Here is a 14,796-nt window from a genome sequence, read left to right as displayed (position 1 = left end):
CGGGAAAAACTCGAGAAGATTCGATCAGCGAATCAAGGTGCCCAGATCGAGCGGCATCGCGATGCCGGTGATGTGATGGGCCTCGTCGGAACCGAGGAACGCGACGGCTGCGGCGATGTCCTCCGGCTGGCTGACCGGGTCTGGCAAGGTCTGCATGAAGATCGGACCGAGGGTGTGAGCGTTGGCGTCGATGAGCGGCCGCATGTCCGTCATCTGCATTCCGGTTTCCACGCCGTGCGGGTGGATGGTGTTGACCCGAATGTTGTACTGCCCCAATTCCGAGGCCATCGTCTTGGCCAGACCGGTGATGCCGTGTTTGCTCGCGACGTAGTGGCCGAGGAAGGGGAGCCCACGCAGGCCGGCGACGGAGCTGGTGAAGATGATCGAGCCACCGGTGCCTTGCTTGATCAGGTGCGGGATCGCTGCCTTGGCGGTGTGGAAGACTCCGGTCAGGTTGACGTCGAGCGTTTCCTGCCACTGCTCGGGCGTGATTTCCCAGGACATGTTGGCAGAACAGATTCCGGCGTTCGCGACGACGACGTCGAGGCGTCCCAGTTCGTCGATGCCGGCATCGAGTGCCGCGGACAGCGCAGAGAAGTCGCGGACGTCGGTCTTGGTAGCGACAATTCGACGGTCCAGAGCCTTGACCAGTTCGACTGTCTCGGCCAGGTCGTCTTCGGTGGCGCCGGCGTAAGACGTGGATTCGAATTGAACACACGCGTCGACGGCGATGATGTCTGCGCCCTCATCTGCCAGCCGGACAGCTTCCGCCCGCCCCTGACCGCGGGCTGCTCCGGTGATGAAGGCAACTTTTCCGGTGTATCGATTGGCAGTCATGCTCAAACCTCCGAATAGTGGTGACGATCTGCTCTTCGGAAGTTAGCGCGACGAAGTTCTTTTCGGGGGTGAATGTCCAGTCAGCGGAAACCGCTCAGCACACCCTGGTCAACAGGGCACATGGTCCGTCGGCGAAGACATCGCGCGCATCTGCGGACGTGACGGGTTGTCCGCTCAGTGCGTCGACCCATTCGCCTTCGGGAAGGTCGATTCGTGTGTCTCGCCAGCCGTGCGACGAGAGTCCGAGCGAATGTCGCGTCGCCAGAGCAACGACCATGGGTGGATCTCCCGCGGGGCCCCGCGAGAAGCCGACCAGATGACCGGATCCGGAACCTGAGGCGAAGACCGGCCGATACGCGCCGCGTTCGAACCACGCGGGGTTCTCACGCCGCAGTGTCAGTGCCGTGCGAACGAGGTGCAATTTTGCAGTTCCTGTCGCGTCGATCGGCGTGCCACCGGTATCGAGGAGGGAACGCCTCGCCGCGTAGTCGACAACGCGCCGGTTGTCCGGGTCGACCAACGAGTCCTCCCAGAGCTCAGTGCCCTGGTAGACATCGGGAACGCCGGGCCCGAGGAGTTGGAGCAACTTTTGGCCCAGAGAGTCCGACCAGCCGTGACGCGCTATCCGGCGGACGAATTCGCTGACCGAATCAGCGACAGGACCGTCGATCACCTGGTCGATCCAGTGATGCACCGCCGACTCGAAGCCGACGTCGGGATCGTTCCAGGACGTCTTTGCGCCGGATTCACGGACGGCCTTTTCTGCATAGGCGTGTAAACGTTCGCGCAGTTCTGGAAGCGAAGACGCGGGGCTACCGTCGGCCGGCCACACACCGATGACGTTCTGCCACAGAAACAATCCGGTCAGCGGATCAGGGCTGGGGCACACGCCTTCCCACTCGCGAATCATCCTGGACCACAGGGTAGGCACCTGAGACACAACACCGATCCGTGCCCGCACGTCCTCGCCGCGTTTGGTGTCGTGAGTGGACAGACTCGTCATCGCGCGCGGCCACCGCTTCGCTCGGTCCGCGTTGTGGAGATGGAATTCGGCGACGGAGACGGCAAGCGACGCCGGATTGCCGCCGACTTCCTGACGTGAGACCAGGCGCGCCGTCCGATAGAAGAGACGATCCTCGACGGACTTGGCCATGACAGCGCCGCACACCTGCTGGAAGCGAACTGCCGCTTCACCTCCGTTCACCAGTGACTGCGCCAACACGTTGAACGCTGCTTCATGCCCGGGAGCCAATTCGTGCATGTCGCCGACGATACGAGCGGCCAAACCGGCGAGGGGACTGTAATCGGATCGGTACACCGGCATCCGAGCGATCGCGACCACCACGGCGTCGTTCAGTTCGGTCTCACTGCAACGACTTCCGGTTTCACGTCGGATTGCGCGCACGAGCCTGCGAACCTCGGGGGCAAGGTCACCGCGCCCGGTGTCGCGTTTGAACTGACGTTCGGTGTGATGCAACCACGTACTGTCCCCGTCGTCGCCGGTCAGATCTGCCGAGAGTTCGGTCAATTCGAGTTCGGCGGCGGGATCGACGAAAATGCCGCCCAATTGATTGAGCGCGTCGTATCCGGTGGTGCCGTCGATCGGGAGCAGCGGATCGAGTGGTTCAGTGTGGCCGAGGATCTTCTCGATCACGAGCCACTGATCTGGTCCGATCAGTTCTCGCAGGCGCCCGAGATATTCCGCCGGATTTGCGAGTCCGTCCGGGTGATCGATGCGAACGCCGTCGATCAGTCCTTCGTCGACCCACGACTTCACTTGCCGATGGCAGAGTTCGAAGACTTTGGGGTCCTCCTGGCGCACTGCAGCGAGTTCGTTGACGGCAAAGAACCGTCGGTAGTTGATGATCCCGGCGTTCCACGGTACGAGTCGGTAGGACTGCCTGGCGTGGACCTCCTGTGGAGATCCGAGTTCGGTGCCCGCCGCGACGGGGAAGCGGTGCTCGTAGAAAGCGAGAAGTGTTTCCTCACCGTCTTTCTCGACGGTCAGTGCGTCGAGATCGTCCGGGCTGCCCAGTACCGGGAGCGAGAGCTTGCCCTCGGCGCCGTCGGCTCCGTTGTCGTCGGCCCAATCGATGTCGAAGAAGTCCGCGTACTCCGACGACTGCCCGTGCGTGAGAACGTCCCACCACCAGGCATTTTCGCGAGGTTTGGCGACACCGACATGGTTGGGGACCAGATCGACGATCAGGCCCATCCCACGTGATCGAACCGCGTGCGAGAGCTCCACCAACGCCTCGCGGCCACCAAGTCCTTCGGACACGGTTGTCGGATCGGTGACGTCGTAGCCGTGCGTCGACCCGGATGTTGCCGTGAGGATGGGGGAGAGATAGAGGTGCGAGACCCCCAACGCCTCGAAGTAGTCCACTTGCGCGGCCGCATCACGAAGGGTGAACGCGTCCGGGCGCAACTGCAGTCGGTAGGTGCTGGTTATCGGGGCCATCTGCACGTCTCCCTCAGGCCGTTCTGCGAAGTACCGTCAATGCTCGCGCTTTTACATCCAAAGTCGTTCCGGCTTTGACCACGGTGTCGCTCTCACCGGTGGGGACCGAGGTGTCGAGTACGACGGTCCACTCCGACGCGTAGTCCGCGTTGGGGGTGGAGAATTCGAGATCTTCGTAGTGGGCGTTGAAACAGAGAAGGAACGAATCTCCCGTGACGCGCTCGCCGCGGTAGTTCGGTTCCGGGATCGCGTCACCGTTGAGAAAGACGGCCAACGACTTTCCGAAACCGCTGTCCCAGTCGGCCGGAGTCATCTCCTCGCCCGACGGCGTGAGCCAGGCGATGTCGCGACTTTGATCGCCACTTCGAATAGGTCGACCCTCGAAGAATCGACGACGCCGGAAGACCGGGTTCTTGGCGCGCAAGGCAATTGCGCGCTTGGTGAACTCGACGAGATCCGCGTTGGTTTCCGCGAGAGTCCAGTCCATCCAGGACAGTTCCGAATCCTGGCAGTAGACGTTGTTGTTGCCCTGCTGAGTTCGGCCCATCTCGTCGCCGTGAGCGAGCATCGGGGTGCCCTGGCTGAGCATCAGCGTCGCGAGAATATTCCGGCTCTGACGTCCACGCAGTTCGAGGATCTCCGGGTCGTCGGTGGGGCCTTCGACGCCGCAGTTCCACGATCGGTTGTGCGACTCGCCGTCGTTGTTGTTCTCGCCGTTGGCTTCGTTGTGCTTCTCGTTGTACGAGACGAGGTCGTGCAGGGTGAAACCGTCGTGAGCGATGACGAAATTGATGCTCGCGCCAGGGCGACGTCCGGTGGCCTCGTAGAGATCAGAGGATCCGGTGAGGCGGGAAGCGAACTCGCCCAGCGTTGCCGGTTCACCGCGCCAGTAGTCACGGACGGTATCGCGGTACTTGCCGTTCCATTCGGTCCACAGGCCGGGGAAGTTGCCGACCTGGTAACCGCCCTCGCCGACATCCCACGGTTCGGCGATCAGCTTCACCTGACTGACGATCGGATCCTGTTGCACCAGATCGAAGAAGGCGGAGAGGCGGTCCACGTCGTGCAGCTCACGGGCGAGTGTCGAGGCGAGGTCGAAGCGGAAACCGTCGACATGCATTTCCGTGACCCAGTACCGCAGCGAGTCCATGATCAGCTGCAGTGTGTGCGGATGACGGGCGTTGAGGCTGTTGCCCGTTCCGGTGTAGTCCATGTAATGCGCTTCGTCGCCGTCGACCAGGCGGTAGTAGGCAGCATTGTCGATGCCGCGGAAGCTGATGGTCGGCCCCATGTGGTTGCCCTCGGCGGTGTGGTTGTAGACCACGTCGAGGATCACCTCGATGCCTGCCTGGTGGAAGCTGCGCACCATCGCTTTGAATTCCGCTACGGACGCATCGGGTTTTGTGGCCGACGAGTAGTCGGTATGCGGAGCGAGAAAACCGAAGGTGTTGTAACCCCAGTAGTTTCGCAGTCCTTGGTCGAGAAGCACCTGATCGTGCATGAACTGGTGGACCGGCATCAGTTCGATAGCAGTGACACCCAGATTGGTGAGGTGCTCGATGATCACCGGATGCGCGAGTCCGGCGTAGGTGCCGCGCAGTTCCTCCGGAATTCCGGGGTGCGTCGCGGTCATACCCTTGACGTGCGCTTCGTAGATGACCGTCTCGTGGTACGGGCGCTTCGGCGAGCGATCGGACGCCCAGTCGAAGAAGGGATTGATGACGACGGTCGACATCGTGTGGCCGAGCGAATCATGTTGGGGGAAAGGGATGGTGGCGGGTTCGTCCGCGAGTGGGGCGGGATCGAAGGGTTCGGGGTCGAGGATCTCGTCGGATTCCTGATCGCCCGTGGGTGACGCGTCTTCCACCTCGTCCTCGAGGACCACCTCACCCGATTCGGCTTCCGAACTCGTCTCGTCGGTCGTGTCTTCCGGCTCCACTGCAGGAGTGTCGTCGTCTCCCGAAGGTTCGGGATCGCCTGCCGACTCGACGTCGTACGAGAACAGTGAACGGTCTCCGTCGAAGTCTCCGTCGAATGCTTTTCCGTACGGGTCCAGCAACAGTTTGCTCGGATCGCACCGCAGGCCTGCCGCCGGATCGTACGGTCCGTGGACGCGGTAGCCGTATCGCTGGCCGGGGGATACGGACGGAAGGTATGCATGCCAGACGTAACCGTCGACCTCGTCCATCCGAATCCGGGTTTCGGTTCCGTCCTTGGCGATCAGGCACAGTTCCACGGCTTCGGCGACCTCGGAGAAGAGCGAGAAATTGGTCCCCGCACCGTCGTAGGTGGCACCGAGTGGGTACGCACTGCCAGGCCATACCGGGATGGGAGTGGCTGAGGTCTCGCTCGGCGGTTGATCCATGAATCAGACCCTATCGGGTGCAGCCGATCGAATCTTGTCGACTGTCTACGGCGCTGATCACCGTTTTGCCTGGCTGCGGGCGGTTGCCAGCATTCCGGCTGTGATCTGTTCCACCTCCGCCTCCGAACACAGGTACGGAGGCATCGCGTAGACGAGGTTTCGGAACGGTCGCAGCCACACTCCGGAGTCGACGGCTGCATCAGTGGCGCTCTGCATCTCGACCGGCTGCTCGAGTTCGATCACTCCGATCCCGCCTTTGACGCGGACATCGACGACCCCGGGAATTGTGACGGCTTCGGCGAGGCCGCGAACGAGGCCATATTCGAGGGATGCGACATCACGCCGCCAATCCGTCGCGAGCAGCAGTTCGGTCGATGCGACTGCGACGGCGCACGCGAGTGGATTGCCCATGAAAGTGGGGCCGTGCATCAGCCCGCCGCCTTCGCCGGCGGTGATCGCCTCCGCTATCTCCGTGGTGCACAGGGTCGCCGCCAGGCTCATGTATCCGCCGGTCAGTGCCTTGCCGACGCACATGACGTCGGGGCTGACGCCGGCGTGATCGGCGGCGAACAGTTCGCCGGTGCGTCCGAATCCGGTGGCGATCTCGTCGAAGACCAGGAGGACTTGGTACTTGTCGCAGAGATTACGTAGGTCGATCAGGTAGGCGGGGTCGTGGAAGCGCATTCCGCCGGCGCCCTGGACTACCGGTTCGACGATCACCGCGGCCAGTTCTTCGTGATGCTCGGCCAGCAGTGCTTCCAGCTCCTGTGCGTACTCGGGTCGATAGTCCGCGGGGGGAGTCTGCGCGAAGACCTGCGCGCGCAGGACATCGGTCCAGAGAGAGTGCATCCCGCCGTCGGGGTCGCAGACGCTCATGGGGGTGAAGGTGTCACCGTGGTATCCGCCCCGCCAGGTCATCAATCGGTTCTTCGACGGTTTGCCGAGACTCCGCCAGTACTGCAGGCACATCTTCACGGCGACCTCGACGGCCACCGAACCGGAATCGGAGAGAAACACCTTGTCGAGGCGTGGTGGTGTGATGTCGACCAGTAGTCGTCCGAGGCGAGCGGCGGGTTCGTGCGTCAGTCCACCGAACATGACATGGCTCATCTTGCCCAGCTGTCGCGCGGCCGCGGCGTCGAGTACAGGATTGCGGTAGCCGTGAATGGCGGCCCACCACGAGCTCATTCCGTCGACCAGTCGGCGGCCGTCGGAGAGCGTGAGGGTAGCCCCCTCGGCAGAGTCGACGATCAGCGGACGAGTCGACGCGGGAAACGATCCGTACGGATGCCAGAGAACATCGGCATCGATGGCGGAGACGTCTTGGGGATCAAGTCCGGTTGTGAGCACGGATGCACCCTAACCATTGAGTTGAACGGTGTTCAAGTATGGTCGGAAAAGTGAACACCTCGCTGAATTGGCTCACTGCCGTCGAAGCGGACCGTAGGGCCGCTGGACTGCGTCGCGAACTCCGTCCTCGCACGGTCGACTCACCGTTGATCGACCTGGCGTCGAACGATTACCTCGGACTCGTGCGGCACCCCGATGTGATCGAGGGTGCAATGGCCGCACTGCGCCGTTGGGGCGCGGGCGCCACGGGCTCGCGTCTGGTCACCGGCACCACCACCGAACATGAACTGCTCGAAGTCGAACTGGCCGAGTTCGTCGGGGCGGACTCGGGGCTGGTCTTCTCCTCCGGTTACACAGCCAATCTCGGTGCGGTGACGGCGCTCTCGGGTCCCGGATCGTTGATCGTCTCCGATGCGGGATCGCATGCCTCGCTGGTGGATGCCTGCCGCCTGTCACGCGCGCGGGTAGTCGTTGCCCCGCATTCGGACGTGGGCTTTCTCGCCGACACGTTGCGTAGCAGAGTGGAAGAGCGAGCTCTGGTCGTCACCGATTCGGTTTTCAGTGCCGACGGAGACCTCGCGCCGCTGCGGGAGATGCATCAGGTGTGCCGGGAGTACGGGGCGATCCTGCTGGTCGACGAGGCGCACGGCATCGGTGTGCGCGGTGCCGGTGGACGCGGTCTCGTCCACGAGTCGGGCCTGGCCGGTGAACCCGACGTCGTCGTGACGGCAACACTGTCCAAGTCGCTCGCCAGTCAGGGCGGAGTTGTACTCGGCGACAACAAGATCCGCGCGCATCTCGTCGACGCGGCAAGAACGTTCATCTTCGACACCGGTCTCGCACCGGCCGCCGTCGGCGCGGCCAGAGCCGCACTCGCCGTACTCCAGCGCGAGTCGACGCGAGCGCTCGACGTCCTGGCCCGGGCATCCGAGTTGGCGGACGTCACCGGTGCTCCGTCGCCTGAATCTGCTGTCGTCTCGGTCGTTCTCGGTGATCCGCAACGGGCGTTCGATGCCGCGTCGGCGTGCCGGGACCAGGGGTTGCATGTCGGATGCTTCCGCCCGCCGTCGGTTCCGGAGGGAACGTCACGGCTGCGTCTGACGGCTCGAGCGACGCTGTCGGCCTCCGAGATGGAGCAGATCGCTCTCGTCCTGCGCGAAGTATTGGCAGGGGCCCGAGCATGAGCATTCTCCTGGTGACCGGAACGTCGACCGACGTCGGAAAAACAGTGGTGACAGCCGCATTGGCATCGCTCGCCGTGCAGTCGGGTAAGTCGGTTGCAGTGCTCAAGCCGGCCCAGACCGGCGTCGACGTGGACGGTGCGGGTGATCTGGCCGAGATCGAGCGTCTGACCGGTGGCGGCGTGACGCTGGTCGAGTTGGCGCGATATCCCGAACCGTTGGCGCCGGATACTGCTGCACGTCGAAGTGGTCTGCCGTTGTTGGCGCTCGACGACGTAGTCCGAGTTGCTCGCGACCTGGACACCACCCACGACCTGACCCTGATCGAAGGTGCCGGCGGCTTGCTGGTTCGGTTGGGGGCCGACGGGTTCACCGCGCGCGATCTCGCGGCAGCGCTGGGTGCACCTGTAGTGCTGGTGGTTGCGTCCTGCCTGGGCACGCTCAATCACACGGCTCTGACGGTGGAAGCGCTGGGTGCAGTTGGCGTGGAATGCGCCGGGTTGGTGATCGGTTCGTGGCCGCAGGAACCGGACCTCGCCGAGAGATGCAATCGCGAGGATCTTGTCTCTGTCAGTGGTGTTCCCCTTCTCGGGTTGATGCCTGCGGGAAGTGGCAGCGAGAGTGTCCAAGAGTTTGCTCAGACCGCTTCACGCGCGCTCGGTAAATCTACGTTGGCCATCTGACGCCGTAACATCCGATTTGTCTGCATCGATAGCCAAGGCACAGTGGGGCGCCTTGGTTTCGACGTCTCTCGCGTACGATTCCGGTCGGTATGTTTCAGCCGGTGTCTTGGGGCGACCCTGCATCCGAGCGCCGATAGTGGTTGTCGAAATTGTGAGTAGGTCAGCCGAATGTAGGTGGTGAGCACGGTCGAAAAGTCGTTGTCGTCATCGGCCGTACGTCGCGCACTGCTTGTCGGCGTAGTCGTCTTCGTCTCGTGCCTCGTCGGAATTCTGAGCCGTCTGCCGGGCACGCTTGCTGTCTTCTGGCCGGCCAACGCGCTGCTACTCGGGATTCTCTTTCGGTCGCCGCGTTCCGCCACACTGCTCACCTGGATTTGCGTAGTAGTCGGTTATGTCGGAGCCGACCTGATCACCGGTGGGGCGTGGGAGTCCACGATGTGGCTCAACGCCGCCAACATCGTCGGGGTTGCCAGCGGCTTCTACGCCTTTCGCTGGGTCGACGGTGAGGATCGTCGTCTGAACAGTATCGAGTCTGTCGGATATCTCGTGGCGACGACGGTCGTCGCCGCGTCGATGGCAGCACTCGTCGGCGGAATCGCGAACCGCGTGCTGTTCGGCGGGCAGTGGTGGGACGGCTGGTTGCTCTGGTTCTCGAGTGAGTTCGTCAACTACATGACCATCGTCCCGTTGGTGCTGACATTCCCTTCGCTTCGGCGAGCGGATCGGGACCCGAAAGCTGTTGCCGCACTTCTGCGTCGATCTGTGGTTCCGACAGCGCTGCTGGCCCTCTGCATCATCTTGGAGTGGGTGATCGGCGGTGCCGGAGCGATCACGTTTGCCATGCCGGCCCTGGTGACTGCCGCCTTGCTCACCAATGTCTTCGTCACCTCGGTGCTCACAGCCGTATCAACTGCCTGGACGTTGGTACTGACGGCCGACGGTCATCTCGGATTGTCCAGCGAGGGCGTCTCGCCCGTCAGTGCGTCGGTCCAGATCGGATTGTCGCTGCTGGCGGTAGCGCCGATCGCGGTGGCCTGCGTAATCCTCGAGCGCCGCCGCGCGCTCGAGGCACTCACCCAGGCAGTCACCCACGACGATCTCACCGGTGCGCTGCGCCGGGACGAGTTCTTGCGGCGAGGCGGCAGCGTGACGGGTGCGACCGAACCGCGTCGACACTCTGGACGTCCGGTCAGCGTCCTGATGATGGATCTGGATCACTTCAAGATGGTGAACGACAACCTCGGTCATCGCGCCGGCGACACCGCGTTGGTGAGTTTTGCCGATCAGGTGCGGCGGAATCTCGACGACAAGCATCTGTTCGCCCGTTTGGGCGGCGAGGAGTTCGTCGTACTGATGGCCGGTGTCGATCTGGCGGGTGCGACCGAGACGGCCGAGATGATTCGACGTGCGCAGGCCGAGAGTTCGTCGGCAGTGTTGGGTGAACTCGGGCCCACCGTCAGCATCGGTGTCGCGTGTTCACCTGCAGGCGGCGCGGAGCTGACGCAGCTGGTCGACTGCGCCGACGAAGCGTTGTACCGGGCGAAGAAACTCGACCGGAATCGAACCGTGTCGCTCACGGTCGGAGAAGCGAAGTAACCCGTGCGGACCCGCAGTGTTTTGCAGGTCCGCACGGGTTGGTGGTGTCGAGCGATTCAGAACAGGTTGATCAGAGCCGGGACGCTGAACAACGCGACGTAGTAACCCATGAACAGGACACCGCCGTGAATCTTGAACAGACGCCCGAGCAAGCCGCCGACGAGGCCGACCGTCACGGTGATCAGAAGCCCGAGGATGCCGCCCTCCCAGATACTGATGACCACGACCAGTCCCGTGAACACCGCGATCACAGCTTCGTGACTGATGTGTTTGACCACCGCTGACGCAGCGCGGTACGCGTAGTTCATGGCAAACGGATATGCGATGACCGTTGCCGTGACCACTGCGAGCAGGCCGTAGAGCAGGAACTCCCACTGGGTCAGGTACGTGGAGAGATTGTTGATCACTCCGGTTTCCTGATTGGTTTCGAAAACCGGCGGAGCGTTGAACAGAGGCGCCGCGGGACCTGCTGCCAGCGGGCTGAGCGGAAGGCCGAAGGCCACGAGAGGGATGAGGGTTTCCGCGATGTACGTGGATTCCGTCGTACCGTTCTTTGCCGAGACCATGGTGGTGAGCCGGTGATAGCCGTTCTTGATCCGCGCACCTACCAGCTCACCCATCAGAACGGTCATAGCGACGGGGCTGAAGACGAACGTTGCGCTGGAGACCGTGGAGGCCGCCGCGGTGTAGCCGATCTGCTTACGATCGAGGACCTTCAGAGGATTGGGGAAGTATCCCTTCCACCCCTTGATGTCCGGGGCCAGTGCGACGGTCTTGGGTTCGCTGCGCTCCATGTCCTTGCGACTCGACGGCCCCAAGGTCAGCGCGAGGTCCGCGATCAGCGGCCCGACCGCGATGGCAAGGAAGTAGCTGATGTTGAGCGACACATCGTAATTCGACGTCAAGGCGCGGGCGCCGAGGATCAAGATGACGAAGGGAACGAGGGCGACCACCCCGGCCCAGCGGCCTGGTGAGGCGTAGGCGATGCCGACGGCGGCGACCAGGAACAGCCACGGTGCTATCGACTGAACGGTGTCGGCGAACGGAGCGAGGATGGTCGCGAACAGGACGGCAACCGGCACAGCGACGAACGCCGAGATCACTGCTCCCGAGATCGCCTTGCGGAGTGCGATGTGCGGGATGCCGAGTGAGCGCATCATCTGCGCCTCCGGCAGGAGTGGAATCGCCATCGTGTCACCGGGAATGCCCAACAGCATCGTCGGCACCGCGTGAGTCATGTGTTTGGCGATCGCACCGGAGAGGAAGAACGTGAAGACTGCCGCCGGGGGAGCGCCGAGCAGGATCACGAGCAGAGTCAGCGGTGCGATAGTGGCCGTCTCGTCCGTGCCGGAGATCAATCCGATGAACGTGAACGCGACCGCACCGATGATGCCGAAGAGAACGGCAATCAGAATCTCGTTGGTCAGAACCGAACTCATGCGAGCCCACCGTCCTTCGGTGCTTTCGAGGCCGGTGCTTTCGAGACCCGCGCGTGCTCGGCCTCGGCAGCGGCGAAGTGGTCGTACAGACCGAGTTCGCGAAGTTCCAGTTGGCTCTGTTCCGGAATGTCGGCGAGAGTGCCGAGACCCTGGCGTTGTTCACTCATCATCGTGATGACACCGTCGATCGACTCCGCGTCGGCGGCCGCCAAGGCGACTATCCGCTTCGGCTTGATGAAGATTCCGCAGACGACGCCGGCGAGCAGGCAGGCCGCGATGCCGACCAGCAGGCTGTACGCCTGGGCCAACGACGGCTCGCTGACGACCCGTTCGAACAGTGCTTGGGCTGCGAGAAGAGCCGAGGCGCCGACGACACTGCCGACTGCGACAGAGATCGCGAGGTGTCGACCGTTGACGGTGTCGCCCCAGACTTCGAGGTATGTCTGCTGCTCGGTCGGCTCGGTTGTGGTGGTCGGCGTCGTTGCCGACTGCGGTGGTGACATCAGTCTTCTCCAGTGTCATACAGGGCGAGGTCATACAGGGCGAGAGGCTTGGGAAACGGGGGACTTGCTTGGCGAATGTCAGGTGCGTGCAGCGCAGAGGGCGTTGACAACCCGGGACGGGCTGGAGTGTCCGATCTGTTCGGCCATCCAACTACTTGTGTCGGTGAGCGAATCCAGGTCGATGCCGGTGTCGATCCCGAGGCCGTGGAGCATCCACACCAGATCCTCGGTGGCGAGATTTCCGGTCGCGCCCTTGGCATACGGGCACCGTCCGAGACCACCTGCGGAACTGTCGAATTCGGATACTCCAGCGGTCAACGACGCGTAGACGTTCGACAGTGCTTGCCCGTAGGTGTCGTGGAAGTGCATCGCGATCTGCGATGTGGGGATGCCACGTTCGCGGATCGCGCCGAGTAGAGCGAGCACATGACCAGGGGTGCCGACGCCGATGGTGTCGCCGAGGGAGAGCGACGTGACGCCGCTGTCGATCAAGGCCTTGGCGATGTCGGCGACACGCTCGACGGACACGACGCCTTCCCACGGGTCTCCGAAGCACATCGATATGTATCCGCGGACGGGAAGTCCCAGGGCTCGAGCGGCGGTCGTGACCTCGGCAGCCGCGGCGATCGCGCCGTCGACCGTGGAATTGAGGTTGCGTTTCGCGAATTCCTCTGTGGCGCTGACGAATACTGCAACTTCACGCGCTCCGGCGGCGACGGCCCGCTCGAGACCTTTGCGGTTCGGGACGAGAACGACCGTACGTACCGAGTTCGGCAGGTGGAGCCGACCCATCAATTCTTCCGCGTCCGCAAGTTGCGGGATCCATCGAGGTGAGACGAAACTCGTCAACTCGACAGTGCGGGAACCGGCCGCGACCAGGCGTTCGATGAACTGGGCCTTCGTCTCGGTCGGGATCACCGCGGTTTCCGCTTGAAGTCCGTCTCGAGGCCCGACTTCGTAGACCCGGACCGAGGTCGGTAGGCCCGGCGCCGACACTCGATGAGGCGCCGGTTTCCACACTGGTGATCCTGCAACTGTTTCCGTCATTGTCGTCAGTTTCCGCCGCGGATCTCGGCGAGAACCTTCTCGGCATGCTCGACGCGAATGCTCTTGTCCGCGATCAGGCGTGCGACCACGGCGTCGATCTCGCTCTTCTGCGCTCCGGCGGTGGCAGCGATGTTGCGGGCGTGCAGTCCCATGTGTCCGCGCTGGACACCCTCCCCGGCGAGAACGCGGACAGCAGCCAGGTTCTGGGCGAGACCGACTGCAAGAATGATGCCGGCGAGTTCCTCGGCACTCTCGACGCCGAGCATCTTGATCGCGGCCTGCGCTACGGGGTGCACCTTGGTGGCCCCGCCGACGAGGCCGACCGGCATGGGTAGCTCGAGGGTGCCGACGATGTTTCCGTCGGCGTTCTTCTCGAAATGCGAGAGCGAGGAGTAGATTCCGTCGGCGTTGACTGCGTGGGAGTGGCACCCGGCTTCGACTGCACGCGTGTCGTTTCCGGTCGCCAGCACAACGGCGCTGATGCCGTTCATGATGCCCTTGTTGTGTGTCGCGGCGCGGTAGGGATCCAGCTCGGCCAAACGTGCGGCATGGATCAGGTTGTCCACTACTTCTGCGCCGCCGATCAATTCGGCGTCGAACACGGCGCGAACACGCGTGAGCCGCAGATCTGCCTTGTTTGTGAGAATACGCAGGACGACGTGCCCGCCGCCGATCTCGGACACTCGATCCGCGATTGCTTCCGCCATCGTGTTGACTGCGTTGGCGCCCATCGCATCTCGTACGTCGACATGAAGGTGGAGGACGACGTAGGTGGCCTGGTCCGAGGACACGACGCGAACCGAAATATCCTCCACGCCACCGCCGACGCTGACCAGCTTCGGGTCCTGCTCGTTGGCGAGTGCCATGATTTCTTCACGCGCCTCGAGGAGCCGGATCCGGGCCGCCTCCGGATCCACGACGTCGACGAGTTGAATCTGGGCTTGCATGATCGGCTGGGTGCTGGAGGCGTGAAAGCCGCCCAGTCCGCGTGCGATGCGAGCGGCGTTGCTCGCGGCTGCGACGACCGACGGCTCCTCGGTGGCAAGGGGGATCAGGTAGTCCTTGCCGTTGATCGTGAAGTTTGTGGCCACACCGACCGGGATGCCGATGACGCCGAGGACGTTCTCGACCATGCGATCTGCCTGGTCGATGGTGAGGCCGTCGGCGGCGTCGTAGACCGCGATGTCGGCTTCGGTCAGGTCGGTCTGGCGGACGATCTCGGCGCGCCGGGCGGCGACGTCGTAGGACCGGAAATCGGCGATACGGCTGTTGACAGACCGGTTGTTCTTGGACCGATTGTTCATAGACACGGGGGTCGTCCTCCTGAAGTGGTT

The 14,796-nt window shown here is 63.3% G+C and carries 11 protein-coding genes; 3 read left to right on the top strand and 8 right to left on the bottom strand.

Features of this window, described 5'->3' with window-relative positions; all coding sequences use genetic code 11:
* Positions 1 to 24: 24 nt before the first annotated feature.
* The 4 genes from ABWI03_RS17810 to ABWI03_RS17795 all read right to left on the bottom strand — a co-directional run bounded on the left by ABWI03_RS17810 (position 25) and on the right by ABWI03_RS17795 (position 7,013).
* Positions 25 to 837: a mycofactocin-coupled SDR family oxidoreductase gene (locus ABWI03_RS17810; RefSeq protein ID WP_298773214.1), complete on the bottom strand. Its 813-nt coding sequence runs from the start codon at positions 835 to 837 to the stop codon at positions 25 to 27.
* 94 nt (positions 838 to 931) lie between these two features.
* On the bottom strand, positions 932 to 3,298 hold the full coding sequence (treY, locus tag ABWI03_RS17805) for a malto-oligosyltrehalose synthase (protein ID WP_298773211.1): 2,367 nt from the start codon (positions 3,296 to 3,298) through the stop codon (positions 932 to 934).
* A 13-nt stretch (positions 3,299 to 3,311) separates the two neighbouring features.
* A complete protein-coding gene (gene glgX / locus ABWI03_RS17800) occupies positions 3,312 to 5,663 on the bottom strand; it encodes a glycogen debranching protein GlgX (protein ID WP_298773208.1) in 2,352 nt (783 codons plus the stop codon).
* 57 nt (positions 5,664 to 5,720) lie between these two features.
* The gene (locus tag ABWI03_RS17795) at positions 5,721 to 7,013 is read right to left on the bottom strand and encodes an adenosylmethionine--8-amino-7-oxononanoate transaminase (RefSeq protein WP_298773206.1); all 1,293 of its coding nucleotides are present in this window, start codon (positions 7,011 to 7,013) and stop codon (positions 5,721 to 5,723) included.
* Between the two features lie 38 nt (positions 7,014 to 7,051).
* Here ABWI03_RS17795 and ABWI03_RS17790 point away from each other — a divergent pair, with 38 nt between their 5' ends.
* From ABWI03_RS17790 to ABWI03_RS17780, 3 genes are all read left to right on the top strand, one after another.
* Positions 7,052 to 8,197: an 8-amino-7-oxononanoate synthase gene (locus ABWI03_RS17790; protein WP_298773204.1), complete on the top strand. Its 1,146-nt coding sequence runs from the start codon at positions 7,052 to 7,054 to the stop codon at positions 8,195 to 8,197.
* Positions 8,194 to 8,877 carry a dethiobiotin synthase gene (gene bioD, locus ABWI03_RS17785; protein WP_298773202.1) on the top strand — a complete coding sequence of 228 codons (684 nt, stop codon included), beginning with the start codon at positions 8,194 to 8,196 and terminating at the stop codon, positions 8,875 to 8,877. Before ABWI03_RS17790 ends, bioD begins: the two co-directional genes overlap by 4 nt.
* Positions 8,878 to 9,054: 177 nt before the next feature.
* A complete protein-coding gene (locus ABWI03_RS17780) occupies positions 9,055 to 10,473 on the top strand; it encodes a GGDEF domain-containing protein (protein WP_298773200.1) in 1,419 nt (472 codons plus the stop codon).
* A gap of 56 nt (positions 10,474 to 10,529) precedes the next feature.
* Here ABWI03_RS17780 and ABWI03_RS17775 read toward each other — a convergent pair whose 3' ends face one another.
* From ABWI03_RS17775 to ABWI03_RS17760, 4 genes are all read right to left on the bottom strand, one after another.
* Positions 10,530 to 11,912, bottom strand: a complete 1,383-nt coding sequence (locus ABWI03_RS17775) for a tripartite tricarboxylate transporter permease (protein ID WP_124569388.1) — start codon at positions 11,910 to 11,912, stop codon at positions 10,530 to 10,532.
* Positions 11,909 to 12,415, bottom strand: coding sequence for a hypothetical protein (locus ABWI03_RS17770; protein ID WP_298773198.1), 507 nt, complete (start codon positions 12,413 to 12,415; stop codon positions 11,909 to 11,911). Before ABWI03_RS17770 ends, ABWI03_RS17775 begins: the two co-directional genes overlap by 4 nt.
* 78 nt (positions 12,416 to 12,493) lie before the next feature.
* Positions 12,494 to 13,462 (bottom strand): hydroxymethylglutaryl-CoA lyase, encoded by a 969-nt coding sequence (locus tag ABWI03_RS17765; protein WP_298773196.1) that lies wholly within the window; start codon positions 13,460 to 13,462, stop codon positions 12,494 to 12,496.
* A gap of 5 nt (positions 13,463 to 13,467) precedes the next feature.
* Complete coding sequence (locus ABWI03_RS17760) at positions 13,468 to 14,766, bottom strand: hydroxymethylglutaryl-CoA reductase, degradative (RefSeq protein WP_298773382.1); 1,299 nt, start codon at positions 14,764 to 14,766, stop codon at positions 13,468 to 13,470.
* Positions 14,767 to 14,796 lie beyond the last annotated feature (30 nt).

Origin of the sequence: Rhodococcus baikonurensis (assembly GCF_040489275.1) — a bacterium.
GTDB classification, from domain to species: Bacteria; Actinomycetota; Actinomycetes; order Mycobacteriales; family Mycobacteriaceae; genus Rhodococcus_F; species Rhodococcus_F baikonurensis.
This window is presented reverse-complemented; position numbering and strand designations above follow the sequence as displayed.

Coding starts and splice junctions, on each gene's coding strand:
- ABWI03_RS17810 (WP_298773214.1), bottom strand. CDS start 837: ATGACTGCCAATCGATACACCGGAAAAGTTGCCTTCATCACCGGAGCA.
- treY (WP_298773211.1), bottom strand. CDS start 3,298: ATGGCCCCGATAACCAGCACCTACCGACTGCAGTTGCGCCCGGACGCG.
- glgX (WP_298773208.1), bottom strand. CDS start 5,663: ATGGATCAACCGCCGAGCGAGACCTCAGCCACTCCCATCCCGGTATGG.
- ABWI03_RS17790 (WP_298773204.1), top strand. CDS start 7,052: ATGGTCGGAAAAGTGAACACCTCGCTGAATTGGCTCACTGCCGTCGAA.
- bioD (WP_298773202.1), top strand. CDS start 8,194: ATGAGCATTCTCCTGGTGACCGGAACGTCGACCGACGTCGGAAAAACA.
- ABWI03_RS17775 (WP_124569388.1), bottom strand. CDS start 11,912: ATGAGTTCGGTTCTGACCAACGAGATTCTGATTGCCGTTCTCTTCGGC.
- ABWI03_RS17770 (WP_298773198.1), bottom strand. CDS start 12,415: ATGTCACCACCGCAGTCGGCAACGACGCCGACCACCACAACCGAGCCG.
- ABWI03_RS17765 (WP_298773196.1), bottom strand. CDS start 13,462: ATGACGGAAACAGTTGCAGGATCACCAGTGTGGAAACCGGCGCCTCAT.
- ABWI03_RS17760 (WP_298773382.1), bottom strand. CDS start 14,766: ATGAACAATCGGTCCAAGAACAACCGGTCTGTCAACAGCCGTATCGCC.